This window comes from Cohnella sp. WQ 127256, assembly GCF_024519285.1.
In the GTDB taxonomy this organism is placed as follows: Bacteria; Bacillota; Bacilli; order Paenibacillales; family Paenibacillaceae; genus Cohnella.
The window spans coordinates 376,906-402,095 of sequence record NZ_JAMZCY010000005.1 but is presented as its reverse complement, the minus strand read 5'-3'; the positions used below and the strand labels follow the sequence as shown (position 1 = coordinate 402,095).

General features: G+C 44.7%; 23 protein-coding genes. 4 read left to right on the top strand and 19 right to left on the bottom strand.

The window, feature by feature from the left end; genetic code table 11:
* Window positions 1-13: 13 nt before the first annotated feature.
* The 4 genes from pgmB to M1K58_RS16845 are packed head-to-tail and all read right to left on the bottom strand — an operon-like array spanning window position 14 to window position 5,065.
* Entirely contained in the window at window positions 14-646 is a 633-nt protein-coding gene (gene pgmB, locus M1K58_RS16860; protein WP_372339180.1) for a beta-phosphoglucomutase, read from the bottom strand.
* Complete coding sequence (locus M1K58_RS16855) at window positions 639-2,984, bottom strand: glycosyl hydrolase family 65 domain-containing protein (protein ID WP_256760332.1); 2,346 nt, start codon at window positions 2,982-2,984, stop codon at window positions 639-641. Before M1K58_RS16855 ends, pgmB begins: the two co-directional genes overlap by 8 nt.
* Before the next feature lie 55 nt (window positions 2,985-3,039).
* Entirely contained in the window at window positions 3,040-3,825 is a 786-nt protein-coding gene (locus M1K58_RS16850) for an alpha/beta hydrolase family protein (protein WP_256760007.1), read from the bottom strand.
* Window positions 3,791-5,065 carry a M48 family metallopeptidase gene (locus M1K58_RS16845; RefSeq protein ID WP_256760006.1) on the bottom strand — a complete coding sequence of 425 codons (1,275 nt, stop codon included), beginning with the start codon at window positions 5,063-5,065 and terminating at the stop codon, window positions 3,791-3,793. Before M1K58_RS16845 ends, M1K58_RS16850 begins: the two co-directional genes overlap by 35 nt.
* A gap of 78 nt (window positions 5,066-5,143) precedes the next feature.
* Here M1K58_RS16845 and M1K58_RS16840 point away from each other — a divergent pair, with 78 nt between their 5' ends.
* On the top strand, window positions 5,144-5,482 hold the full coding sequence (locus tag M1K58_RS16840) for a L,D-transpeptidase (protein WP_256760005.1): 339 nt from the start codon (window positions 5,144-5,146) through the stop codon (window positions 5,480-5,482).
* A gap of 89 nt (window positions 5,483-5,571) precedes the next feature.
* On the top strand, window positions 5,572-6,519 hold the full coding sequence (locus tag M1K58_RS16835; protein WP_256760004.1) for an aldo/keto reductase family protein: 948 nt from the start codon (window positions 5,572-5,574) through the stop codon (window positions 6,517-6,519).
* Window positions 6,520-6,580: 61 nt separating this feature from the next.
* Here M1K58_RS16835 and M1K58_RS16830 read toward each other — a convergent pair whose 3' ends face one another.
* The 4 genes from M1K58_RS16830 to M1K58_RS16815 form a co-directional block, all read right to left on the bottom strand.
* Window positions 6,581-7,969, bottom strand: coding sequence for a cobyrinic acid a,c-diamide synthase CobB (locus M1K58_RS16830; protein ID WP_256760003.1), 1,389 nt, complete (start codon window positions 7,967-7,969; stop codon window positions 6,581-6,583).
* Between the two features lie 203 nt (window positions 7,970-8,172).
* Window positions 8,173-9,372 (bottom strand): MFS transporter, encoded by a 1,200-nt coding sequence (locus M1K58_RS16825; RefSeq protein ID WP_256760331.1) that lies wholly within the window; start codon window positions 9,370-9,372, stop codon window positions 8,173-8,175.
* A 51-nt stretch (window positions 9,373-9,423) separates the two neighbouring features.
* The gene (gene rarD / locus M1K58_RS16820) at window positions 9,424-10,314 is read right to left on the bottom strand and encodes an EamA family transporter RarD (RefSeq protein WP_256760002.1); all 891 of its coding nucleotides are present in this window, start codon (window positions 10,312-10,314) and stop codon (window positions 9,424-9,426) included.
* Window positions 10,315-10,870: 556 nt separating this feature from the next.
* Window positions 10,871-11,350, bottom strand: coding sequence for a hypothetical protein (locus M1K58_RS16815; RefSeq protein WP_256760001.1), 480 nt, complete (start codon window positions 11,348-11,350; stop codon window positions 10,871-10,873).
* A 243-nt stretch (window positions 11,351-11,593) separates the two neighbouring features.
* Here M1K58_RS16815 and M1K58_RS16810 point away from each other — a divergent pair, with 243 nt between their 5' ends.
* Window positions 11,594-13,177 (top strand): catalase, encoded by a 1,584-nt coding sequence (locus M1K58_RS16810; RefSeq protein WP_256760000.1) that lies wholly within the window; start codon window positions 11,594-11,596, stop codon window positions 13,175-13,177.
* Window positions 13,178-13,243: 66 nt separating this feature from the next.
* Here the strand turns inward: M1K58_RS16810 and M1K58_RS16805 are convergent, their stop codons facing one another.
* The 8 genes from M1K58_RS16805 to M1K58_RS16770 all read right to left on the bottom strand — a co-directional run bounded on the left by M1K58_RS16805 (window position 13,244) and on the right by M1K58_RS16770 (window position 20,058).
* Window positions 13,244-13,663 (bottom strand): DinB family protein, encoded by a 420-nt coding sequence (locus M1K58_RS16805; protein WP_256759999.1) that lies wholly within the window; start codon window positions 13,661-13,663, stop codon window positions 13,244-13,246.
* A 24-nt stretch (window positions 13,664-13,687) separates the two neighbouring features.
* Entirely contained in the window at window positions 13,688-14,185 is a 498-nt protein-coding gene (locus M1K58_RS16800; protein WP_256759998.1) for a HugZ family pyridoxamine 5'-phosphate oxidase, read from the bottom strand.
* A gap of 44 nt (window positions 14,186-14,229) precedes the next feature.
* Window positions 14,230-15,009 carry an ABC transporter ATP-binding protein gene (locus tag M1K58_RS16795; protein WP_256759997.1) on the bottom strand — a complete coding sequence of 260 codons (780 nt, stop codon included), beginning with the start codon at window positions 15,007-15,009 and terminating at the stop codon, window positions 14,230-14,232.
* Window position 15,010: 1 nt separating this feature from the next.
* A complete protein-coding gene (locus tag M1K58_RS16790) occupies window positions 15,011-15,997 on the bottom strand; it encodes a FecCD family ABC transporter permease (protein WP_256759996.1) in 987 nt (328 codons plus the stop codon).
* Window positions 15,998-16,016: 19 nt separating this feature from the next.
* On the bottom strand, window positions 16,017-17,036 hold the full coding sequence (locus M1K58_RS16785) for an ABC transporter substrate-binding protein (RefSeq protein ID WP_256759995.1): 1,020 nt from the start codon (window positions 17,034-17,036) through the stop codon (window positions 16,017-16,019).
* A 155-nt stretch (window positions 17,037-17,191) separates the two neighbouring features.
* A complete protein-coding gene (locus M1K58_RS16780) occupies window positions 17,192-18,739 on the bottom strand; it encodes an AMP-binding protein (protein ID WP_256760330.1) in 1,548 nt (515 codons plus the stop codon).
* Between the two features lie 11 nt (window positions 18,740-18,750).
* Window positions 18,751-19,602, bottom strand: coding sequence for an SDR family NAD(P)-dependent oxidoreductase (locus M1K58_RS16775; protein ID WP_256759994.1), 852 nt, complete (start codon window positions 19,600-19,602; stop codon window positions 18,751-18,753).
* A gap of 66 nt (window positions 19,603-19,668) precedes the next feature.
* The gene (locus M1K58_RS16770) at window positions 19,669-20,058 is read right to left on the bottom strand and encodes an iron chaperone (RefSeq protein ID WP_256759993.1); all 390 of its coding nucleotides are present in this window, start codon (window positions 20,056-20,058) and stop codon (window positions 19,669-19,671) included.
* Between the two features lie 235 nt (window positions 20,059-20,293).
* Between M1K58_RS16770 and mbcS the strand changes: the two genes are divergently transcribed.
* Window positions 20,294-21,886 (top strand): acyl-CoA synthetase MbcS, encoded by a 1,593-nt coding sequence (gene mbcS / locus M1K58_RS16765; RefSeq protein WP_372339179.1) that lies wholly within the window; start codon window positions 20,294-20,296, stop codon window positions 21,884-21,886.
* Between the two features lie 132 nt (window positions 21,887-22,018).
* Here the strand turns inward: mbcS and M1K58_RS16760 are convergent, their stop codons facing one another.
* The 3 genes from M1K58_RS16760 to M1K58_RS16750 form a co-directional block, all read right to left on the bottom strand.
* Window positions 22,019-23,146, bottom strand: a complete 1,128-nt coding sequence (locus M1K58_RS16760) for an FtsW/RodA/SpoVE family cell cycle protein (protein ID WP_256759992.1) — start codon at window positions 23,144-23,146, stop codon at window positions 22,019-22,021.
* Window positions 23,147-23,187: 41 nt separating this feature from the next.
* A complete protein-coding gene (locus tag M1K58_RS16755) occupies window positions 23,188-23,715 on the bottom strand; it encodes a hypothetical protein (protein WP_256759991.1) in 528 nt (175 codons plus the stop codon).
* A gap of 89 nt (window positions 23,716-23,804) precedes the next feature.
* Complete coding sequence (locus M1K58_RS16750) at window positions 23,805-25,187, bottom strand: sensor histidine kinase (RefSeq protein WP_256759990.1); 1,383 nt, start codon at window positions 25,185-25,187, stop codon at window positions 23,805-23,807.
* Window positions 25,188-25,190: the final 3 nt, after the last annotated feature.

Below are 25,190 nucleotides of genomic sequence, written 5' to 3'. Positions count from 1 at the left end.
CGTCAACACATGTTCAACTTACCAAGTCATTTAGACCGCCAACGACACGATTTGCCTCGCTCAGGATGGCAGGGTTACCGATACCGATGACATACACGCCTGCTGCGATAGCGGCCTTGATTCCAGCTTCTGCATCCTCGAATACGACACACTCACTAGGCTTAAGTCCAAGCTCTCTGCAGCCAGCCTCGAACACTTCTGGATCCGGCTTCGCCTTCGATACCTTCGTACCATCGATGATCGCATCGAACAGATCGGCAATACCCACTTTCTCCAGAATGAACACCGCATTCTTGCTCGCCGATCCCAAAGCGATCCTTACACCCTTTGCCTTCAATTGCAACAAATACTCCTTCGCTCCTGGAAGGAGCTCGGAATGATCCATCTGGTGAATATATTGTAAATACCATTCATTTTTTTCCTCCGCCTTCCTCAGCTTCTCCTCCTCAGAAAGCGTGAGACCACCAATTTCGATAATGATCTCAAGTGATCTCATCCGACTTACACCTTTCAATCTCTCGTTATCCGCTTCCGTAAACTCGAAGCCCCATTGCTCCGCCAGCCTCTTCCAAGCCAAATAATGATATTTGGCTGTATCCACAAGAACCCCGTCTAGATCGAATAATGCTCCTTTGATGTTATCCAACAAGCCCATCACCTCTTTCCTTCCCGATATATCGTGAAGAAAGTCCGTTTCCTGGCTCTAACGTCCGCTCCTCTGTACCGATGACGAACGCTTGGGCGGAATGATTACCGATCTCAGAGTGAATGCTTGCTTCAATGTCGTTAATGGACAAGCGGAATCGTTGTCCCTTGATCTGAATCGCAAATGTAATGGAATCCCAGCCTCCAGGCAATGAAGGATTGAGACAAACCCTCCCTTGATCCATATGGATACCGGCAAAGCCAAGGATGACCGCCATCCAAGCTCCCCCGTTGGCCGCAGGATGGGTCCCGCCAATATATAACGTTCCGACGTATTGCTTAGACTCCCCTGTCAAATCAATCGTTGCAGTTCTCATGAAATAGCGATACGCCCAATCCGCGTAGCCAATGTCAGAGGCAACCAGAGCGTAAATGCACGAACTAAGGCTGGAGCCATGCTCGGTTCTGGGCTCGTAATATTCCCAGTTTGCCTTCTTTACCTCTTGGGAATATAAATTCTTAAACAAATGGAGCATAAGCACAACATCCGCTTGCTTCAGAATTTGAGTTGTCGTAGCAAGTCCATTGCCACCACCCAAATATTCGTTTTTATTCAAAATTCTTGACTTCAGCGTCTTCTGATCCACGTCCTCAAGTCTCATATACCCGTCGAACTGTTCGATAACCGATGTTAGCGGATCAGGTTGAGGCATGTAGAGACCCTGAAGCATTCTGCTCAGATTGTGCTGATCCTCTGCGAAATCCAACCTTTCGATGAGCGCATCGTACGCTTTGCGATGGTTCATTTTAAGGATGTCCAAGCATTTGAGCGCCATTTCTAAGGTCATTTTAACTAATGCGTTCGTAAAAGCGTTATTGTTAACTCGTTCGTGATACTCGTCAGGGCCTGTGACGTCGAGAACTTCGTATCTCCGTTTCTCTTCCTTATAATAGGAGTAGGAATAGTAAAAGCGGGCGCATTCCAAAATTACCTCCGCTCCACCGTCCAGGAGGACAGTTTCATCCCCAGTAAACTCATAATATTGCCATATCCCATATGCTGCGTCTGCACTAATATGAACTTGCTTATCACGGAAATAAGTACGCATTGGCCGATTCGTGAACACATCCGTAATATTGAACAACGTGCATGCATCGTCACCCGAATCCTGACTCTCCCATGCGTAATAAGCTCCTCGATAACCGTATTCCGCTGCTTTTCTACGAGCGCCTTCTAATGTATGGACCCGATACATAACTAAATTTCTGGCAATATCCGGCTGGGTATAGAGGAAGAAGGGCAGCATGAACATCTCCGTATCCCAGAACACAGCACCCTTGTATACTTGACCGGATAATCCGCGAGCTGGAATAGATACTCTCTCTGAATGCGTTGGAGCGATAATCTGTAATTGATAGATACTATAACGTAAAGCAAATTGCGCTTCCTTGTCCCCCTCGATAACGACATCCGTTAGTTCCCATCTTCGCTTCCATAACAGCTCGTGCCGGTCTAATTGATACTCATAGCTAGTGTTCATCGCAGCCTTTACGCTGGACAGGGCCGATTCCATCGGACTATCGCCTTGTTCCCCGGAGATGACAGCAACATATTTCACGAAAGAATACGTTGTTCCGGCTTTACAAGAAATCGGGATGCTTCTATAAATCGTATCTGCACCTCTTACATCGTTCTCCGGGAACTGATTCTCTTCCCATACGATGCCTTCAGCAACACAAACCGTCTTATGAAGTTCATGTGTCACCGCAGATAATCCGATCACACCATCACGCTTCAACGACTCGTAATTTTCTAGATGAGGACCATTAATATCCCATACGTCACCGTCGATACCGGTTTGAACCGTTACCTCGCAATCCTCCGAGCTATGAAATTGTACTCTCATCAAGATAAGGTCGAGATGCTTCATACTAACGAAACGCTGGGACTTCACTGTAATTCGGTTATCCCCAGAAGCAACATAAACGGTTGAGCGCTGGAAAGTCGCATTCTCAATGTTAAGCGACTGATGATGAGATTCGTACTCTGAAGAAAATAAGCTTAGTTGCTCGCCGTCGACAATGAATCGAGTCGATAGCCCGTTTGGCGCATTGATGGGTTCTCTCCATTGGTCGCCGACTTTATCATATAAGCCGGCAAAAGTGCATGCCGTAAGCTGATCCTTCGTAAATTCCTCCAATGTTCCCCGATAACCTATTGCCCCATTCCCGAGCATAAACTTATTCCCATTCGTTGTGACCCGTTCCGGATCAAACCCTGCTTCTTCAACAATCCAGCCCATACGGACACCCTCACCTTCAGCTTCGAAATATACCATCAATTATGAAGATATCCCGAATATGCTGAAATGAGCGATATTACCGAAATGATGCTTAATTCCATTGAATTAACCAGGTAAGGATTGCTTCCAAGGTAAGATCAAGATTTGACCTTCCCTCCTGATTGACAAAGGGTACCCTTTCGCGAAAATAATCCGCGTGCCCACCGATAATAGGCACGCTTATCCGAGTAGCTGGAGCATGTTTGTCTCTTAACCAGGATGGAAGCCTTCTGTTCACGACATCTTCCTTGTTACCGACAGCCCACCCGCCAAACGTACCAAGACGAGAGACGATATCTGGAGAACGAGATGGGGTTGTGGAGGTCCCCTTGGTCCGACCTGCGGCACTGATCGAAAGCACGGATGGACGTAAGCTCTCCGGGATTCGGCATTTGGGAGAGCCGATCATAACTACGAGGCATGCCGAATAGCGTTCACTATCCAGCAGAAGCTGCGCGGCATGGACTGCGGCAATGCCTCCCCCACTGTGTCCAATTAATAGCAACATTCTAGGTCGATCGCAGGATAAGGGCCTTGCAGATCGAATAGAGTTTAAAGCACGGTTTCCTCCGATAGAACGTGCGATCCTACTCACACCAAGCCGCATATCTGACCTGATTTCCCACAGCTGTGGGATGACTCTTCTCCCCCAGTCGCCATAAGGAAATAATTGCTCCGAATATACTGGCTGTCCCAATGATTCATTCGAGAACCCTCGTTGCAGCTTATCTATCAAGACATGCCTTAAGTTTTCCATAAAATGAGGCGCTGTTGCTAATCCGGCTAGAAAAAAAACATCGAGTTCATTTACCTCTTTCCCGATCAAATTGCTCTGCATCGATTATCCTTTCCATGTCTGAGGGATGACTGTCTCGGAACCACTTTACGAGAAGTGGGGGATTCACATCGCTGAGCACGACAACAGACATTTTCTGATTCATGGTTATTGAGCCTTCCGCACTCCCAATCAACTCCATCGCATAGTGATCCGCAGAAGCTTCTGCTTGCCGAGAAATGTAATTTGATACTGGGAGCGATACGAACGATAGAATCGAAAGGATAAGGAGAATGAGGGGCAAAGCCGTCATGTCTGACAAGGAACGAATCCCCCACTGCTCCCCTCGTTTTCTAACTATAAATTGGAATAGCCAACCGCCGATGACCATGAGAACTAAGGAAGACCCGACTGCACCGACTGCACTCCACTCGAGATGATTCATCACATAGTGACCCATTTCATGGGCCATAATGAGCAGAATTTCCTGCTCGGTTAACTTCTTTAACGTCGTATCCCACAACACGATACGCAATGAGGAGCCAATACCATTGACGTATGCGTTCATCGCATTTGTCTTATCGGACATAGCAACTTCATATACGCGATGAGCAGGGATATCCGCTTTGTCGGCAAGATCAAGTATTTGCTGTTCCAATCTCTGATCCGACAAGGTAGAAAATTTATTATACAGCGGGTCTATTATGACAGGCTGAACATACATCATGAATAAGGTAAACGGGACAGAGATGAGCCAAAGCTTTAGCCACCATCTCCCTCCCCGAGAGATCATCCAGAAGGCAAACGCGGATACGATCAACATCGTCACATAACCAACACTAAACTCAACGAGCTTATCCCTAAGCCAACTCAGGACGGGTTGTGTCGAAATACCATAAGCCTTCGATAGCTTAAAGCTAACAACCCGTAATGGAAAATAGAGCAAGAAGGCCGCAGCGTTCACAAACAGAACATAGAGGGGAAAACGTATGTAAATGGGCCAGCGATAGCTCTCAAGTAACTGTCTCCACTGTCTCGCCAAACCGCTTGTCAGAAGGATGAAGTAGATTAACCATTCCCAAGGCCCACTCATGAAGAAAATCCAATTCCGCGCCGCGTTCAGTTGCTCACTATCGTGTAATTGGTTTGCAGTGTAGAAAGTCGCAGGATCTGCTGCCGTACCCTGATACGCTTCTGGAACTCGATTAGGTGATGTATACCAAACATATAGGGCCATGATGATCCCATAGCAGACGAATAGAATGATATTTCGCAACAAGGCAGATCCCTTTCGTGGCTGCATGAAGACATTCTCCTTATGTTTCGGATGGTTTGATCATAACATTTCCCAACCTAACTACAAAAGATTGAGGGTGAAAATATGCCGTTGTATCGAATCATAGTCGATTTATCAGACCGTAACCTGTATTTACTGGACGGGGATATCGTTGTGAGATCCTATCCTGTGGGCATAGGTAAAGTATTAACAAAAACGCCCACCGGAAATTATATGATTGTAAATAAACAAGCTAATCCTGGGGGGCCCTACGGAGCATTCTGGATGGGTTTATCAAGACCTCACTATGGGATACACGGTACTAATGACCCTTCTTCGATTGGTAGGCTTGTTAGCCACGGTTGCATCCGGATGTACAATGAAGATGTGTTACAGCTTGCCGCAATCGTTCCGATCCGAACTAGAGTTACGATTCGAGATTAAGTAAGCTTCCTTTACCCCTTTCCCCAAGGTGAAGGCTACGGTAAAATATTCTTCATAACCTATTTCACATCAGAAAGGATGATCATACGATGAACTACCGCCGACTAGGCCGGAGTGGCCTTAAAGTGAGTGAAATCAGTCTTGGGAGTTGGCTGACTTACGGAGGATATGTCGAACAAGAGCGTGCCACTTCCGCCATCCACAAAGCCTATGAGCTTGGAGTTAACTTCTTTGATACAGCTAATGTATACGAGCGTGGAGCAGCGGAGAAGGTTATCGGGAAGATTCTTCGTGACTATCCAAGAGAAAGTTATGTATTGGCTACGAAGGCATTCTTCCAGATGGGAGATGGACCTAATGATAAAGGACTTTCCCGTAAGCATGTCACCGAACAAATCAACGCTAGCCTCAAACGATTAGAGGTTGATTACGTCGATCTCTTTTACTGTCATCGATACGATACGGAAACTCCGATAGATGAGACCTTGCGCACGATAGACGATTTTGTCAGACAAGGTAAAGTCCTTTATGTTGGGGTAAGCGAATGGACCGCTGCACAGATGGAGGATGCACTCGGTACGGCAGATCGATATTTGCTTGACCGGATCGTCGTCAACCAACCGGTATATAACCTACTCAACCGATACATAGAGAAGGAAATTATACCCCTCGGCGAAGCGAAAGGTATCTCTCAGGTTGTTTTCTCCCCTCTTGCACAAGGTCTACTGACAGGAAAATATGATTCGCTAGCTTCCATCCCTGCAGATAGCCGTGCTGCTAAGCTAGAATGGGTAAAGGGTGAATTCACAAACGAGAAAATCGCTGCCGTGAAGAAGCTCTCCGCTATCGCTCGAGAGTTGGATCTTTCGACTGGACAGCTTGCACTTGCTTGGATTCTCCGCCAGCCTAATGTTGCTAGTGCGCTAGTCGGAGCAAGTCGACCAGAGCAGGTTGAAGAAAATGTTAAGGCAGTTGGCGTTAAGCTATCGGAAGAAACACTTGCCTCTATTGAAGAAGTTCTAACTTCAGTCCAATAATTTAAACAAGCCCTGTTCCTCCGCTGCTATGAAAACTGCGGAGGAGCAGGGTTTGTTTTCTCTACTGTTGATGAGCAAGGCACCTAGTAATCCAACGCTCCACCAAACCAGGCTCAGATGCAAAATGAATATGCGTGTACCCTGCAATCAGATGGCCATCTTTGCTTTGATAGCCTTCCTGCTTCTTCCCTCTGAGACCGGAGGTTTCGTAAGCAGGAATAATATCGCAGTCGGAATCTGGGATAAAGATGGAATAGTGATACTCATGACCCTTCGCCGTATCAGAGGATCCTAGTAGGAAGTTGCCTTCTGTGCCGATAATATCCCGATACCCTAGCGCCGCAAGCTTAGTCTGCATACGCACGATTCCTGGAATCAAGCCAAGCATCGCATATTGGCGACCTGTCGTATCCTCAATAGCCCTAGTTAAATACATGTATCCTCCACACTCCGCCAGCGTCGGAAGCCCCGATTGAATCGCCTGCTTGATCGACTGCTTAACGGTTTCATTCGCAGCAAGCTCTTCAGCAAATTCCTCCGGAAATCCTCCACCAAGGTATAAGCCCTGCACATTCTCTGGTAATCGTTCCCCCGCGAGTGGTGAAAAATAAACAATTTCTGCTCCCTGTGCTTCAAGCATCTCGATATTCTCTTGATAGTAAAAGTTGAATGCTGCATCTTTCGCAATCGCGATCCTAACTTGATTCGTCCGCTGACCATTCCGTGCGCGGAATATTTCAGATTCTGGAGCTTCCACCTTCGGCGACTCCGACAGATCCCATATCCGTTCCAAGTCCACTGTGGAGGAGATCAACTCGCCCAATTGATCGAAGAAGGGTTGAAGCTGTCCTCTCTCTATAGACGGAACAAGGCCAAGATGTCTTTCCGGAATGGCAATCTGATCTTCCCGCTTCAAGTAACCCACAACCGGTATGCCACACTCTAGCTCTATAGCCTCACGTACAATCCGATAGTGACCTTCACTCCCTACCTTGTTCGCAATGACCCCAACAATACGTACCCGAGGATCCATGTATTGGAACCCTTTAACTACAGCCGCTGCACTCCGCGCCATGCTCTGGCAATTAACGACGAGCAATACAGGAGCTTCCAGAAGCATACTGATCTCGGCAGTGCTTCCTTCATTGCTAATCGGGCTTTTGCCATCGTAAAATCCCATGACCCCTTCAATAACGGATATATCCGCATCCCGGCTGGCCTTAACATAGATTTCTTTGACCGTATCGTGTGGAAGCATATAGCTATCGAGATTACGAGAAATACGACCAGTAACTGCAGTATGATAGGTTGGATCAATATAGTCAGGTCCACACTTGAAGCCTTGAACCAGGTGCCCAGCACGCTTGAGAGCCGCCATGAGCCCGATTGTCAGCGTAGTCTTGCCCACTCCACTTCCGGTTCCAGCGATCACAATTTTACGTTCATTCATCTCACGGTCCTCCTCTATGACTTAAACGATTTCACAAGCATAAACGACTAACTCCGTCCTTGGGGATGGCAGGATAACGTTTATGTCGGAGACGATTCAGATAAGATTAGCGAATATTATACTTTCTGAATCCTCAAAAAAAAAAGCAAATCCAACACTAGAAGAGTGTTAGAAATGCTTCTTAGCTCCGAACACTGCCCCGATTAAACAACTTCATTTTTCCTTCGAAGATACAGGAGTAATCCTATACAGCACACTGAGCATAATAAGGCCATGATCGCGATAAAGCCGTAGCCTGCCTGCAAACCAAGCAACAGACTTCCCTCGGCTCCTCTACTAGCACCAAACAGCTTTTGAACTCCGTCTATGATGACTCCGATGAGTAAATTTCCAATCACGCTAGCAATACCCATGAGTGTGACAGTGAAGGTAATGGCGGTATCTGTTCCTCTTGGGTAACGTTTCGCGAGAAGCGCCATAACCGTAGGATAGATCGGAGCAATCCCGATTCCCGCAATCGCGAATAAGATTGCACCTTGTTCTCCAACAATTATCGCAGCTAAGCTGCACAAACCAGAGAACGCAGAGAAAATAAAAATGGAGAGCGTATAGCCGATCTTATCCGTAATCGGGCCAAGAAACAATCTCGCGAGCATGAAAAACAAGAAGAACAAGGATAACATACTGGAGGCAGCATCCGTAGACCAGCCATATGCCTTTTCTAGAAAGTTGACTAGCCATCCTCCGACCGCAAGCTCCGATACGACCCCAAAGGAGAGTACGGCTACGATCATCCACGCGGCAGGATCTCTAATGAAGCTTTTTAACGTTATCCGTTCTCCATGATCATGATCATCCCCAGGAAACTTAGCCATCAAAGATGGAATAATAGGCAGCAGGGATAAAGAAAGCATAACAAGATACATGCCACGCCATCCGAGTTGACCTCCGAATACATCCCACCCCATCATAGCAGATGCGATAATTGGAGCAACCGCAGAGCTAAGCCCGTAGAAGAAATGGGATAAATTCATCATCGTACCCGTATTCTTAGTGAAAATTCGTGCCGCCATTATCGCTAATCCGATTTCTAGCATGCCGTTTCCTATGTACATTAGAAAATAAGACGCGGAAAGAAAGGCGTAGCTTGCCGACATATACATCAATACACCGGCAACCGCCATCGAGGAGAACGCTAGGATTCCTGTCCATTTGATCCCGATGCGGTTCGACAGCACCCCCGTAAACGAGCAAGCGACCAGATAGCCTAAGGAATTAAAAGCAAGCAGCATTCCCAATTGCGTCTCATTCAAACGAAATTCAGACTGCATTCTGGGGATCGCTGGACCTTTAATGTTTTCGGAAAATCCGAATATGAGAAACCCACCGAACACGATAAACATTAATATAATATAGTTCCTTTTTAATCGATCTGCCTGCAAGCGACATCCTCCTTACTTCACATTGGCCACTTGAACGGTGCGGCGAGCCTCACGAACTGAAGCAATCGTATAGACAACTAGAGCAGCCCAGATCAAGGAGAAGCTGATCAACAGCACTGGGGAGACAGTTTCTTTAAAGACGAGCACACTTAAAACTAGCGTAATCGAAGGGCCAATATATTGTACAAAGCCTAGCATAGACAGCGGTAGCTGTCTTGCTGCTTTAGCGAAGAGCAACAAGGGTAGCGCCGTCGCTGCGCCTGATAACAATAATAAAATCAAGGAAGATGTTGGTAATGACCACGCCGTATCTAGATTAGACGCCCCGAGATAACTCCAGTAAATGAGAGCGATAGGCAGGACGACCGCAGTTTCCGTAATCAGCCCAAATGAAGCTTCGAGTTTTACCTTCTTCTTGATCAGTCCATATAAACCAAAGCTCACCGCCAATGAAACCGATACCCATGGGAAACGTCCATAATCGATAGCTACAAACATTACACCGAGCCCTGCTAATGCAATAGCTACCCACTGACCGCCATTGGGTCTCTCACGCAAAAATAGTATCGCAAGCACAACATTAAACAATGGCATCAAGTAATAGCCTAGACTTGTCTCGATGACATGCCCATTGTTCACCGCCCAGATGAAGATCAGCCAATTAACGGTGATGAGTATGCCGCTAGCAATTAACGGGAGAATCGTGTTCCAACCTCTTAAAACGCCCTTGAGCTCTTTCCACCGTTTCTGTATCGTAATTAGCCCTATAACGAACACGAATGACCATATTATCCGATGGGACAATATTTCTCCCGCAGGCATCGTGTCGAACCATTTCCAATATAAAGGAAGAAGCCCCCAGATCGTATACGCAATTACTGCGTTAATTAAACCATTCCTCATGCTGTCCGCACACTCCGTTCCATCCATTAAGCAGTATGAACGGAATTATACCACCTTTGGCCCAAGCTGAATATGGGAATTAGTAGGCACTGTCGTTTTGCCTTAATAAACAAATAGAGCCCCCATAAAACCATTTACTTATCGGATGATTGTGCAACACTGCACTGCACTCCTCCTCTTCGTGTTTTTCGGATGCGAAGATAAATTCTGTTAATGCAAGACCCTTAAATGACTAAAATACATAGCTAAAGGGCTGCCCTAGAAAGTCTGAAATGACCTTCTAAAACAGCCCTTATCGAGAATAAAGTTATAAAAATGATACCGCTGTACGATTCTGGTACTTAGCAAACTTAATGATCGACTCGTATTGTGACTTCGCGATCCGTCGTTGCGACATGGGTAGCTGAGGATTTTTCATGACTTCAGCTAACTTCTTCAGCTCCAGCATTTCCTCTGAGGTAACCTTGACAGTTTTCCTTATGATGGAACACACTCCCTTCATGCTTACCTAAGTTTATATCTCTGACGAAAAAGATGAGCTCCCTCACACATTGGTTTACTGCGGAGTACTATCATCGCTTCCGATAACCTCTTCGGGAACTGTTTTTGATAATTCTTCATTCGCCTTGCCCTTTAAATAGGATAGCCCCGCGAACCCTGCCAACAAGGAGCTACTGATAACCGCAAAGTCATTATCTGTTTCGGCAAGTCCTAAAGCCGTTTTAGCGACTATCCCAGTCCCTATTGCGATGAGTAAGTCCCCTAAAAACCCCAAATCGAAAAACACTCTCTTGGTCTCATTGCTTTTTTGTCTGTAGCCTAAAATAAAGATGATAAAATGATAAATTCGTTGAAGCCACGAAAGCAAACGATTTCGTGACAATACAATGTGCTCTTCATCATATTCAATAACGATCTTCGGCAGCTCTACGATTCCATTTTTAACAAAATGACCAATCAGTCCGCCAATGAGACTCATAATGATGGGCAGACGAAACACTTCAAAAAAACCTGTAAGGGTATTAATGTCTGCCATTTCGATTCCCCCATAGGATATGTGTAAATTACAAAAAAAGACCCGACTATCGGGTCAGAATATATGAAGCTTGATCTACTCGGACAAACATAAAAGAGTTCCTTACAAATTTATGTCGGACGATTCCATGATATTCCCATGTCTTACACTTTCATTGTCAACCTTAAAGACAAAAGGAATATTTTACATAAAAGAATGCAAACCTATACATTGACCAAGTAAATTTACCTGAGGAGGAAAAATATGAACCATGTAAATGATCCATCCGAGGATAGTAATGTCCTTACCAATCGACAAGGCCACCCTGTTACTAACAATCAGAACATCAGAACGGTTGGGAATCGTGGACCTGCCACTTTAGAAAACTACGATTTCATCGAGAAGATTAGCCACTTTGATCGTGAACGTATACCAGAGCGTGTCGTTCATGCACGCGGTGCTGGGGCTCATGGCTATTTCGAAGCCTATGGATCCGTAGGGAGCGAACCCGTATCCAAATATACGCGAGCTAAGTTGTTTCAGGAAAAAGGAAAGCAAACCCCTGTGTTCGTCCGCTTCTCCTCCGTTATCCATGGTGGTCATTCTCCGGAAACGTTACGAGATCCCCGTGGTTTTGCTGTAAAATTTTATACAGAAGACGGGAATTGGGATTTAGTCGGAAACAATTTGAAAATATTTTTTATCCGTGATGCGATCAAATTCCCTGATATGATTCACGCTTTTAAGCCAGATCCTGTTACAAATATTCAAGATGCTGAACGATTTTTTGACTTTTGCGCAAGCTCGCCGGAGTCCTTTCATATGGTCACATTCGTTTATTCCCCATGGGGTATTCCAGCCAACTATCGTATGATGCAGGGGTCTGGCGTTAATACATATAAGTGGGTAAATAACGAAGGTGAAGCGGTGCTCGTGAAATATCATTGGGAGCCGAAGCAAGGCATTAGAAATTTAACACAAAAGGAAGCTAGCGAAATCCAAGCCTCAAATTTTAACCATGGAACACAGGATTTATATCAAGCCATTGAACGAAATGATTATCCGGAATGGGAGCTACTCGTACAAATTATGAGTGATGATGCACATCCTGAGTTGGATTTCGACCCGCTAGATGATACGAAGCTATGGCCCGAAGAACAGTTCCCATGGTTGCCCGTCGGTAAAATGATCCTGAACAAAAATCCGGTCAATTATTTTGCAGAGGTGGAACAAGCCGCATTCGGTACAGGTGTATTGGTTGACGGACTTGATTTCTCAGATGATAAAATGCTTCAAGGTCGGACATTCTCTTATTCCGATACACAGCGTCATCGCGTAGGGGCAAACTATTTACAATTACCGATCAACGCTCCGAAAAAGCGGGTCGCGACTAATCAAAGCGCCGGTCAAATGGAGTATTATGTAGATCGATCACCTAGCCATAATCCTCACATTAACTATGAGCCATCACTTCTAGGCGGGTTAGTTGAAGCGGAACAGGCTGGTAAGGAATATACACCTCTTATCGAAGGTAGACTCGTGCGTGAGTCCATTGATCGGTCTAACAATACGAAGCAAGCCGGCGAAACGTATCGTCAGTTCAAGGATTGGGAACGTGATGAATTGATCTTAAACCTTGTGGGGGATCTCTCGCGCTGCGATGGGCGTATCCAAGAGAGAATGATCGCTCTTGCTTCAGAAGCAGATGAACAATATGGTCGTCGGTTAAGAGAGGGCTTAGAGGCTGCACCTCAAGGAGGATCAAGTCAAATTCCACTTGGTAACAAAGACGGGGATCAAGCACCTGATAAAGCTGTAAAGATTAGTCACGAAGCTGATCCCTATTAATAAAAGAAAGTGAAAAATCCTGACTTCGGATACTATACCGAGGTCAGGATTTTAAGAATTAAGGAATCACTTGGCTTTGAGTGTTTTCTGAATAAGAGAAATTTGTCCCGAATGAATGCCCGTATGATACATAAGTCTACCTAAGGCTTCCAGTGGTGTTGATGTTCCGATAGACGACTCCATACGTTGATGCCATGCATCCTCCGGAAGCTCTTTCATTGCTTCGATCAAATTTGCATTTGAAGCCGTCAGCAATTGAACCAACTGCTCTAAGTTAGTATCAGAAGTTTCGATAGCCTCTGACTTACTTTTGCCGAAGAACCACTCAGCAAACATAAATTCTACTTCCGCATTATGCTTAATCAAGGACCCTATCGTTGAGGAACCCATCTGTAAGCTCAGATCCTGTTCTGGCAATGCTTTAACGGTTTTATGAAACCGTTCTTGAATAGCCTGCCATATCGGTAGCACTGTTTCAAATGTCATATCGATTCAGCTCCTCTATCCCGTTTAGCTCTTCTTATCTATAACAACATGACTAAATAAATTCGCGTCCACGTCAATGTCGAATGCCAAGCCGAAGCCAACTACGTAGCGTCCACTCACAGGAGTCAGCTCGAACAAGGAAAAGTCCAATCCACGCAATAAATCCATCATAGGAGCACCGTGCGCAGCATTGAACAATTCAAAGATATCATCATGTCCATCATTGCCGATATTGATTGAAGTACAGTTCAAACGTGCCCGCTCTGTTGCGAAATTATTTTTCGTTGCTGATTCGTCAGCAATAAGAAGCACGTCCACAAATTCGTTACTTTCCATATAACGATAATGATCAGCGATCTTGCTAATGTAGATAAAGAGCTTGCCTTCCTTCTTAACGAAAGGAGCATAACTAATAAAAGGTTTACCCTCGTCATCAATCAAGCTCAAAATTACAGTTTTGCGATTTGCAATAAACTGCAAGTAATTTTCTTTATTTTGTTCCACATCTACTGGCTTTTTCATTATAAAATCCCCCAAAGAGTATGTTTATTTTGATGATTAGACTATCATACAGCTGCAGTACTCAGCAAATGTATGCGTGGCTTCTTCTCCGTAGGAACGTACTGAATTTCTGCATCCATCCGGTACACGTTCCGAATCATATCCGCCGTCATGACCTCGTTAGGAGTTCCATCCATCGCTTTGACTCCGCCTTGCACGACAACGATGTTATCGCTATAACGAGAAGCTTGGTTAAGATCATGTAGCACCATGACAACGGTCATCCCCATATCCCGATTCAGCTCACGAACGAGCTCTAGCACCTCATGCTGATGGGAAATGTCTAGATAAGTTGTCGGCTCATCAAGCAACAAAATCTTAGGCCGCTGGGCAAGCGCCATAGCAATCCACGCACGCTGCGATTCACCACCGGATAAGGACGCGACAGCTCGATCCTTATATTCTGTTAGATGTGTCTTCTCAAGTGCCCAATGGACGATATCCATATCTTCATTGTTTAATTTCTCAAACCACCGTTTGTGTGGATACCTGCCATAAGAAACAAGATCCACGACCGTCATATCATTCGGAGCTTGGTTTTTCTGACTAAGCATGCACATATTACGGGCAATCTGCTTAGAGTTCATTGATTTCAAATTGACGCCTTCTAGCATGACGTTCCCTTCATAAGGGATCAGACGTGATACCGCTTTGAGAAGCGTCGACTTACCAGACCCGTTTGGCCCAATAATGGATACCACTTCCCCTTGCTTGACGGAAAAAGAGAAATTGTTAATTACGCTCTTCTGTTCATACCGAATGGATATGGAATCGACAGTAAACATATTAGAACATCCTCCTTCTCATCAAGTACAGAAAGTATGGTGCACCGACAACAGCCATTAAAATACCAGCGGGAATATCTATTGGAGAAAATAAGGTTCTTCCACCCGTATCCGCAATTAATAGGACGAGTGCTCCAAGCGCCATGCTCATTGGCATCATATATTTGTAATCCGAACCCACTAGCAATCTTGCCATATGAGGGACGATAAGACCAACGAATCCGATCATTCCAATGGCGGCCACAGAGATCGCTGACAAGAATACCGCTAACAACGATAGTAAGATGCGAATTCGATTCACATTCTCACCTAGGTTAGATGCAACCTGATCACCAAGTCTAATAATATTCGCCTTGCGGATGGCGAAGAACGCCAAAATCCAACCCACGATCGCATACGGATACACCATCGTTAATGCGTTCATTCCTTTGGACGCCAGACTCCCATTTAGCCATTGGACTGCTGCTGGGAGTCTATCACTGTACATGATCGTTAGGAATCCGATAACCCCTCCGCACAACGCATTCACAGCGACGCCAGATAGAATGATGGTGATTGGTGATATTCCTGAACGTCTCCAGGCTAACGCGTAAACAATGAAAGCAGCGATTAATCCCCCGATAAAAGCAGCAGCCGGTATGAACTGAGTATACTCTGGCATTGCCAGCATAATGAGAAGTACGCAAGCAGCCGCCCCACTCGTTACCCCTGTCAAACCCGGATCTGCCAACGGATTACCCATTACAGCTTGCAGTAGCGCACCTGAAATCGCAATATTTGCCCCGATAATTAGTGCCAGTAGCACCCGTGGTAATCGAATATCGAAAATAATCGTGGAATGCACGGCTTTCGTCGACGACCCGAAAATGGTTTGGAAGATTTCAGGAATCGAGATGAACACACTGCCTAATCCAATTGCGATCAACGCGGCAACAGTTACAAGTATAAACGTGATGATGACAATGGATCGGCTTCGATGTGTACTCATATCCTGTTACCGCCTTTAATTATTCGTAGAAATATTCTGCAATTTGTGTTAATGCTTTGTCTACATTGCTAATTGAAGTTACACCAAAGATACTATAGTCTAAAATTTGAATTTTATTGTTTTTATATGCGGATAGATTTTTCCATGCAGCATCCTTTGCTACTTCTTTCTCAAACTTGTCTTGGGATGCGCCATGATCGCCTGAAGCAAGTACAAGAATGATATCTGGGTCTGCAGCTACAACGTTCTCCATGTTAATCGGAGAATACGTGTCTTTGACCTTTAGCACGGATGTAGCGATATTATCCGCATTTAGCTTCTTAACCAGACTTCCTAGGTAAGAGGTCTCACTCATAACCATGAAAGAATCCGATGTTCCGATCATCAACATAACAGTCGGCAATTTCTTACCTTCAGCTTGTTTCGCCAGTGCATTTTCTTTATCCAGGATAGTGCTCAATACCTTATTCATCTCATCTGTCTTCTTAAAATAAGTGCCTAGCACTTTAAAGCTAAGCTTCAGATCCTCAAATGAGTCTGTACGTAAGTACGCTTTTTCCACCTTGATGCCTTCTAGGTTTTTGTCCAGTGTACTACGAAGTGCTTCTGAACCTAGAAGCAAATCTGGCTCAAGATTCGTTACAACTTCCAAATCCGGTGCCATCGGTGATCCGATCTTAGGAATGGAATCAAAGTCTGCTGGAATCGGGTTAGTTGAAGTAGGAACGCCAACCGGTGTGATTCCTAGTAAGTGGAGCATTTCAGTCAAAGGTACAGATGTTGTAACGATTTTCTCCGGCACCTCTGCTGGGAATTGGCTTAATGCTTCAGTGAAGGCTGCTTGATCGACTCCGTCATTTTCTAAGCTATACTCGGTTGATGCATTGTCTGCATCGCTGCTAGTAGGTGTAGGTGACTCAGTGCTATTCGAGTTACTAGCGACTGGTGAAGAACTAGAGTTGTTTTTCTCTGAATTGGATGAACATGCTGTCATAACTAGAAGTGCCCCAATAATTAGTAGTGCTGAAAACTTTTTCAAGCTAAATCCCCCCGAGGTTATGTATGTCCGATAACGATTATCATTATATTGAAGTTGATAATCATTATCATTCGCTTTGAAGATATTATCACACCTATATCCTAACTACAACCCTTAATTTCTTCTTGTAAGGATACTATGCGCTTCTAAACAGCTTATAACGTGCCGCTTTGGGACTCTCTCAAGTACTTTTTATCGTGCTTACCTAGAGAAGTATAAGGCATATTCTCAACAAAGATGATTTCTCTAGGCATCTGAAATCTCGCAACTCTATTGCGCAACCAATCCAATAGCTCCTCTTGTGTTGCGCTTGCATGGTTAGCTAGAAGAACGAATGCCTTCAACCGTTGCCCGAAATGTTCGTCCCTGACTCCTATCACCGCTACATCTTCAACCTCTGGGTGCTTGATGAGCGCCTGTTCAACTTCAATCGGATAAACATTGACTCCGGCCGAAACAACCATGTCATCTACTCTTCCACACAAATAATAATAGCCTTGATGATCTCGGTAACCCAAATCCCCTACCTCGATCCATGCATGGTGACTATTTTTACGGAGCCCTTTATTTTTGATGCAAAATTGACCGACTTTACCGAGCTCAACCTCATTTTTGTGATCATCGACAATTTTTAATCGGACTCCTGTTATTTTCTTACCGATTGTATTCTCTGCCATTTTCAAGTCTTGGGGTGTTGCGATCATATTCAACCCGGCTTCCGAGGTGCCATATAGATTGTAAATAATATCCCCTAACTTACTTCTCGTCTTCTCCACTAATTTCGGATTTAGTTCTGCGCTACCTGAGGCGATGCAGGTCAGAGAGGTTAAACACTCCGCATCATGCTCCAGCATTTTATGAATCATTAACGGTACTACGGTTACGACCTCAACTTGGTGCTTATGAATGAAATCACATGCTTTTGCTGCATCGAACCCTTCGCGTACGACTATTTTTTTTCCCATGGCGATAAATAACAAGCATACAGCCACACCGTAACCATGATAAATAGGTGTCGCAATATAGGCCGTACGATAGTGTAAAAGATTCAACCGAGTGATCATAGCGATAAACGGGTTTACATATCTGAACATCGATGGTTTATGTGCAGCTGCTTTAGACTTGCCAGTCGTCCCCCCTGTTAATAGGATCAACTTGCTTGATGAGGTCCGCTGTAACTTCAAATTGACCTCCACTTTGGAGGCCACTAAGCTACTGATAGAAGGCAAATGATCATGATAACTAAGGAGCTTAAGCTTCGAATAGGAGGATTGCTCGATCAGCGAAGATAATTGTCCATCATAAACAATGAAATGAAAATCGTAGCGACCTAATAGACTGTCCAATTGACTGTTGCTCATTTCAGCATTAAGCAAATAGATATCGGCTCCGAGCAAAGAGGCTGCAAATATGGATTTCACCAAATTCGCATGATTTTTACACATAAAGCCTACTTTGTAACCGCTTCGAACACCATATTGCTGCTGTAACAGAAATGCCAGCTTTTCCGATTGCGACTGCAATTGGGAATAACTTAATGTCTCATGCTCATCTACTATAGCGACCTCATTGCGATAGGTTTTGGCTGCAAAGCTTAGCAAGGCCATTACATTGATACCATATTTCCATACTGCGTGCAGGAATCGAACTAAGCCGACGGGAGACAGCAATTTGATTTTGTATAAGACAGCCAACGTGCTCATGATATTCAATGTTATTTCCTCCTTTTTCGCAACCGTACCGGAGTCCATAACTCCCATATCCCTCTGAACATTATAGATGTCCATTGTCCAAAAATGATCCACCACGGCTTATGGATTCGCTTTTGTGTGTACATGGATTTACAGATGATTTGGGCAACATGACTAGAACTCATGGCTGGTAGATCTTGATAAGCTGGTGTCGGTAGGATCATTGGTGTTTTGACTAAAGGAAGGTAGATCGAAGTGGTCGTTATCCCCATTTCATTGAGCTCAGGCGCAGTAGAACGAAACCAGGTGTCGAATGCGGACTTAGATGCCTGATACGCTGCCCAGTGGGGAATCGGTAATAATAAGACATTTACCGTAGAGATGTTGATCACATGTCCTTGATTTTTTTGCAGTAGGGGAATAGCGGAGAGTAACAATTGAACCGGAGCAAAATAATTAATCGCCATCGTCCTAGTAAAATCGTGATAACGGTCTAAGGAATCGTGAATCGAGCGACTAATCGAAAGACCCGCATTACTTACGATAATATCCAACCCAGTTGGCAACTGCTGTATAAAGGCAATTACCCTCTCCATATCTTCGATAATCCTAAGGTCCGCTCGAACAATACTGACTTGGGCAGCTTTTTGTTCTATTTCCTGCTTCAGCGATTTCAGCTTATCCTCTGTTCGAGCCACTAGAATGAGATGCACATTGAAATCTGCCAGTAGATAAGCTGCTTGTTCCCCAATCCCTGAGCTTGCTCCGGTTATGAGTATTACCTTTCCTTCTATTTGTCTTCTAAGCTTCTTCACATTAATAGACGTAGGGGGAAATAATATCTTTTCCAACAAGCCATAGGTATGCATATTCATGTATAACTCCTTCCTATCCAAAGACATGAAGCCTGAAGCCGATTATGACCATAGGATGTAGCTATACTATTTCTTCTTTTTCAATTTGCCTTTTGCTTTTTCTAAATCCTCAGCCACTCTGAATTTAACGATACTGCTTATTAATTCAAACGGCAGCGGCTTATCAATTGGAAATTGTACGGACCCTTTTGCCCCTTTGTATGCACTTAACTCCTGTTGAAATGCAGCAATTCCACTCGCACCCGGATAAAATCCAATATGCTTGTTGTATGCCGCAAAATGTACTAGATTTCTTTTCATCGCAAAAGTTGGCATTTGATAACTAATCTTTTCCTTGGCGTCAGGGGCTGACTCTTTGATTACTTTTCTTAACATTTGAAGCGTTTCCTGAATCTTTAGGGGAAAGCCTGAGATATAATCATCGATGGATTCATAAGTGACTTTGTTTTCTTCCATGAGAGATCTCCTTTAATGACCTAAATTGTTATCTTTAATCATCATATTACTTTCCTGACAAACAACAAACAATAAAAAATAACTCCGTTAACTTATGCACAAAATACTATTGACTAGCAAAATTGGCACAGAACATTCTCTAAGTGAAAAGGCCTCGTTAGAAGCTGGTACTAGGAGTCATGCTATACTTATCTTAACGATATATCCATCAAACGGTATTTAGGAGATGTTCATCTTGGTCAGTCAGCAATGGATCGCACCAGAATACTACAATATCACCTCGGAAATGGAACCGCATCCTTCCGATAAGGTTGCACTTAAATGGTTAAATGAACAAGGAAGCTGTACGGAGATTACATACGGAGAGTTACGCAAACAGGCTAATCAGCTCGCTGGAGGCTTATCGGGACTTGGTCTTCGTCAGGGGGACCGTGTACTCGTTATGGTTCCACGGAGCATAACCACTTATGTCATCTATCTAGCTTGTCTGAAGCTGGGACTTGCCGTTATCCCCTCTTCAGAAATGCTCAGAGCTAAGGATTTGTCCTACCGTCTCCGACATGCCGAGGCAAGAGCAGTTATTGCTTGGTCCGGAGGCACGCATGAAGTAGATAACATTACGGAAGAAATGCCTGCTTTGGACTTCCGTCTTTCCGTTACTGGAAGTGTAGACAATCCCCATTCGGAGTGGCTTAATCTTGAGAAATTAATGTTAGATCAGCCCGCTACCTTCACTGCAGTAAACAGCCGGAGTGACGATATCGCAATTTTAGCCTATACCTCTGGGACAACCGGCAACCCTAAGGCTGTCGCTCATACTCATGGCTGGGCGTTTGCTCACTTACGCATCGTTACTTCCCTCTGGCTAGATATTCGCGAATCGGACACGATCTGGGCCACTGCAGCACCAGGCTGGCAAAAATGGATCTGGAGCCCGTTCTTAACCGTGCTTGGGAATGGAGCAACAGGCTTCGTGTACAATGGATCGTTCCAGCCGGATAGATATTTGCAACTGCTACAGGATCATCGTATCCAAGTGTTGTGCTGCACCCCAACGGAATATCGATTAATGGCGAAGAGCGAACAATTGCATCAGTATGACTTGTCTCGAATACGCTGTGCAGTATCTGCAGGGGAGCCCTTAAATCAAGAAGTTATCAACACCTTCCAGCGCAACTTTAATATCACTATCCGTGACGGCTATGGACAAACAGAGAGCACACTGATTATCGGAACACTCAAGGATACTCCGTTTCGGGCTGGCTCCATGGGTAAGCCCATTGCTTCGGGCGTTGTAGAGGTCATAGATGATGAAGGTAGCCCGCTACCTGCAGGTGTCGTTGGTGATATTGCTGTTCATTTGAGCATGCCTGCATTGTTCCAGACCTATTACAAGGATCCCGGTCGTAAAGAACAAAGCACACACGGGAATTACTTCATAACTGGTGACCGGGCTCGGAAGGATGAGGATGGCTATTTCTGGTTCGAGGGCCGCGGAGACGATATCATTATCAGCTCAGGCTATACGATAGGTCCCTTTGAAGTAGAAGATGCGCTTATGAAGCATCCCTCCGTCAAAGAATGTGCTGTCGTTGCAAGCCCTGATGAAATTCGCGGTCATATCGTTAAAGCTTTTATCGTACTTAAGGATGAATCAACGGGTTCTCCAGAGCTTGTTAAGGAGCTCCAATCTCATGTGAAGCAATGGACTGCCCCGTATAAATATCCACGAAAAATTGAATTTATCACGGATCTCCCGAAAACATCCTCCGGTAAAATACGGAGAATAGAGCTACGGGAGCAGGAGGATCGTACGGCACAAAAATAAGCATATCGTCATAAAAAAGCGCCCATACACTTTCCAGCATGAATTGTGACCCGAGAGAGATCACTTTTTTCAAAGTGACCCTCTTTCGTGATCCAGTTCAGCGGAGAGAATGCGTTTCCTTCGCGCATTATTTCATTCCGTATGATCTTCAACATTAATATGAATTTTTACGCTTAAAACCAATCCGATCGCAACCATATTGATAAGAAGTGAGCTGCCTCCATAACTGATGAACGGTAAAGAAATTCCGGTCAATGGAAGCAAGCCGATATGCATTCCGATATTTACGAAGATTTGAAACACAAGCATGCTAATAACTCCAACAACAACATAACACCCCGCATGCCTCTTACACTCCATGATCGTTATAACCATTCGATAAATCAATAGAAAATAAAGCAATAAAAGCACTGCGGATCCCAAAAATCCATATCTTTCGCCAATGATTACGTAAATGGAATCGGAATAGACGTAAGGAATAAATCCATGCTCTGAAAAATAGCCAGAGCCTCCGCTCAACCCGCCTGCACCGACCGCGTTAATTGCATTAATGACATGCCATGATTTATCGGGATCGCTAGCTGGATCCAGAAAGGTCTGTATTCTCGCTAATTGATGAGGCTTCACGAATCGGGTAAGCAGATCATAATCCGCATGATAGAAATAAATGATTAAACCAACCAGTACACCGACAATGCCCACGAGCAAAATCATATACATAGCGCGGATATTTCCCATCCACAACATCCCAAGCAAAATGCCCACAAACACTAGCGCAGTTCCTAAATCAGGCTGCTTAAGGATTAGAAAAAATGGAACAAGAACAGTAACCGTAACGGGTAAAACATCCTTGATCAAGCGAAGCTTCTTTCCCGCTCGCTTATGAAGCATATGGGCAACTAACAAGATCGTGAACAACTTGGCTAATTCGGAGGGTTGAAATTGAAAAGAACCAATGCTTAACCAACGAGTCGAGCCATTTAGATTCTCTCCCTTAAAGTTAACGTAAACGAGTGAAACGATCCCGATTCCATACAACAGATAAGATAATTTGTTCACTAGAAAGCGATAATCGAAAAACGCTAAAAGCAGCAGCGGAACGCTAAAAGCAGCGAATAGCAAAAGATTGCTTTTGTGCAAACCCTCTAGCTTTGTTCCGTAAGTTGCTTCATAAATCGCAACCGTGCCAATGGTGATCAGACATGCCAAGAAAAATAGCGTTAATTTATCCAGCTTATTGAATTTTCGAATTAAGGTCATGCTGTTCCCTCTAAAATCATTCTTTAAATTGTAGGCAATTCCTAATTAGGATTGCCGCGATATTCCTCTTTCGATTGCAGCATTAAAGTACCCTCACGCCAAGCGTAGACATCCATTCCCGTCCCCGCATTGCCTAATGACCAACCAAGAACAACCTCTGGCAAGCCATCCTGGTTGATATCGGTAATTTTTGAATAATCCAGACCGTAACCGAAGCCCTTGGCATCCCAAACGATTTGCCACTGAGCACTCTTCTGCTTGAGTAGAGCAGCCTTATGCATTTTTCCGTGGAGGGGATTCTCTTTATAGACAATCAATGCTTCATCTATACCGTCACCATCTAGGTCACCGAATGCAATGCCGTTTCCTTGTCCGATCGTTTGAGGAACCAACTGAGCTCCTTCCGGCAGCAAATTCTGAATTGCGTCCCAATTTTTCTCGGACAAACCTATTTCAGAGGAAGGCGGATTAATTAAATCATTTGGAGTGACAGGAACTCTACACCCGCTAAGGCACAATAACGCAGCTACAAGTAATCCAGCTCTTGCGTGCTTACTTATCGTTCTCATGATCTGCTCCTCGTCTCTTCGACTCATCCTTATATTCTATCGATAAATGAATCCTAAAGGGTTATGAAAAGGTTAAAATAATGGCTTGGTCACGTAGGGAGATGGATCACCACTTTCGTCCCTACCCCTATGCGGCTTTCTATCGATAAAGACCCGCCATGCCGTTTAATGATTTGCTCCGAAATGGATAACCCCAAGCCGCTCCCATGGGCGCCGACATTACCCTTGTATGACTTTTGAAAGACATGATCGATGTCATGCGCAGCAATCCCAGACCCCGTATCTTCGACGATAATCATGACCCCATCTTCAACCGATCGGGCAATGATTTTTACGGTTCCATTATCGCTGGTAAACTTAAGCGCATTGTCAATGAGGTTTATTAACACTTGTCTCATTCGGTTTTCGTCGGCATGAATGGATGGCAGCTTATCCCCGATGTTTACTTCTAACGAAATATTTAACCGGGCAGCTCTAGGCGCCAATTGCTTGCCTATGTTCAGAAGAAAATCCGGCAAATAGAGTGAAACCCGGTATAACTCGATTTGTCCGTTATCCCATTTCGAGAAATCGAGCAATTCATCAACCAGTCGGGTTAACCTATCAGTTTCCATCTCGATAATCCGTAATCCGTCTTCGAGCATGGTTTGATCTTCTCCGTGATTCGAATGTAACGTTACGGCCCATCCTTTGATCGAGGTTAATGGAGTTCGAAGTTCATGCGACACCGATGATATAAAATCGTTTTTAAGCGCTTCATCTCGCTGGATTTTGGTCGCCATCGCGTTTAATGTATCCGCTAACGTACCAAGCTCATCCTGATATCGTTTTTTGGCTCGCGCAGAGAAGTCTCCCTCCGCCATTTTCCGAGCCGCATATTTAAGATCCGATACTGGACCCGTAATGGTTCTTGATAGGAGGACGCCAACAACAGTTACAATGACAACGACGAGAATACCAACAGCAATCAAGAGCTCTGAAATATGGTCGACGGTTTTCTTCGTTTCCGTCAGAGAAGTTACGTACCTCACTACGCCCACGTTGCTATCTATGCTTTGCAAAGGATAAGATACAGCTAAAACGGACTCTTCGGTGGAAGGCTCATGCCCCTGCCAGATTCCGACTTCTCCATTGCTGGCTTCTTGCACGTCCGGATAATCCGTCATAACATAACCGACCCGCATACCTGTAGAATCTTGAAGAAGTTGACCAGTTGCACTAATGATCTGGACTTGTGCCGCGGAATGTTGAGAAAACCCCCTTAATAACCGTTCGGATTGCTTCTCTAAGTCTTCCGCGTCAAAATATTGATGGAAAAAGGACGCGGATAACTCCGCTTGGCTTATCAACGCTCGTTCAACGTTGCTATAGTAATAGGACCTCACCGAAAAAATAAGAAATATCTCCAATATCGCAACGGTAATAGCAATGACCGCCAGATAGCTTCCTACTAATCTTTTCTGGATTCCCAATCC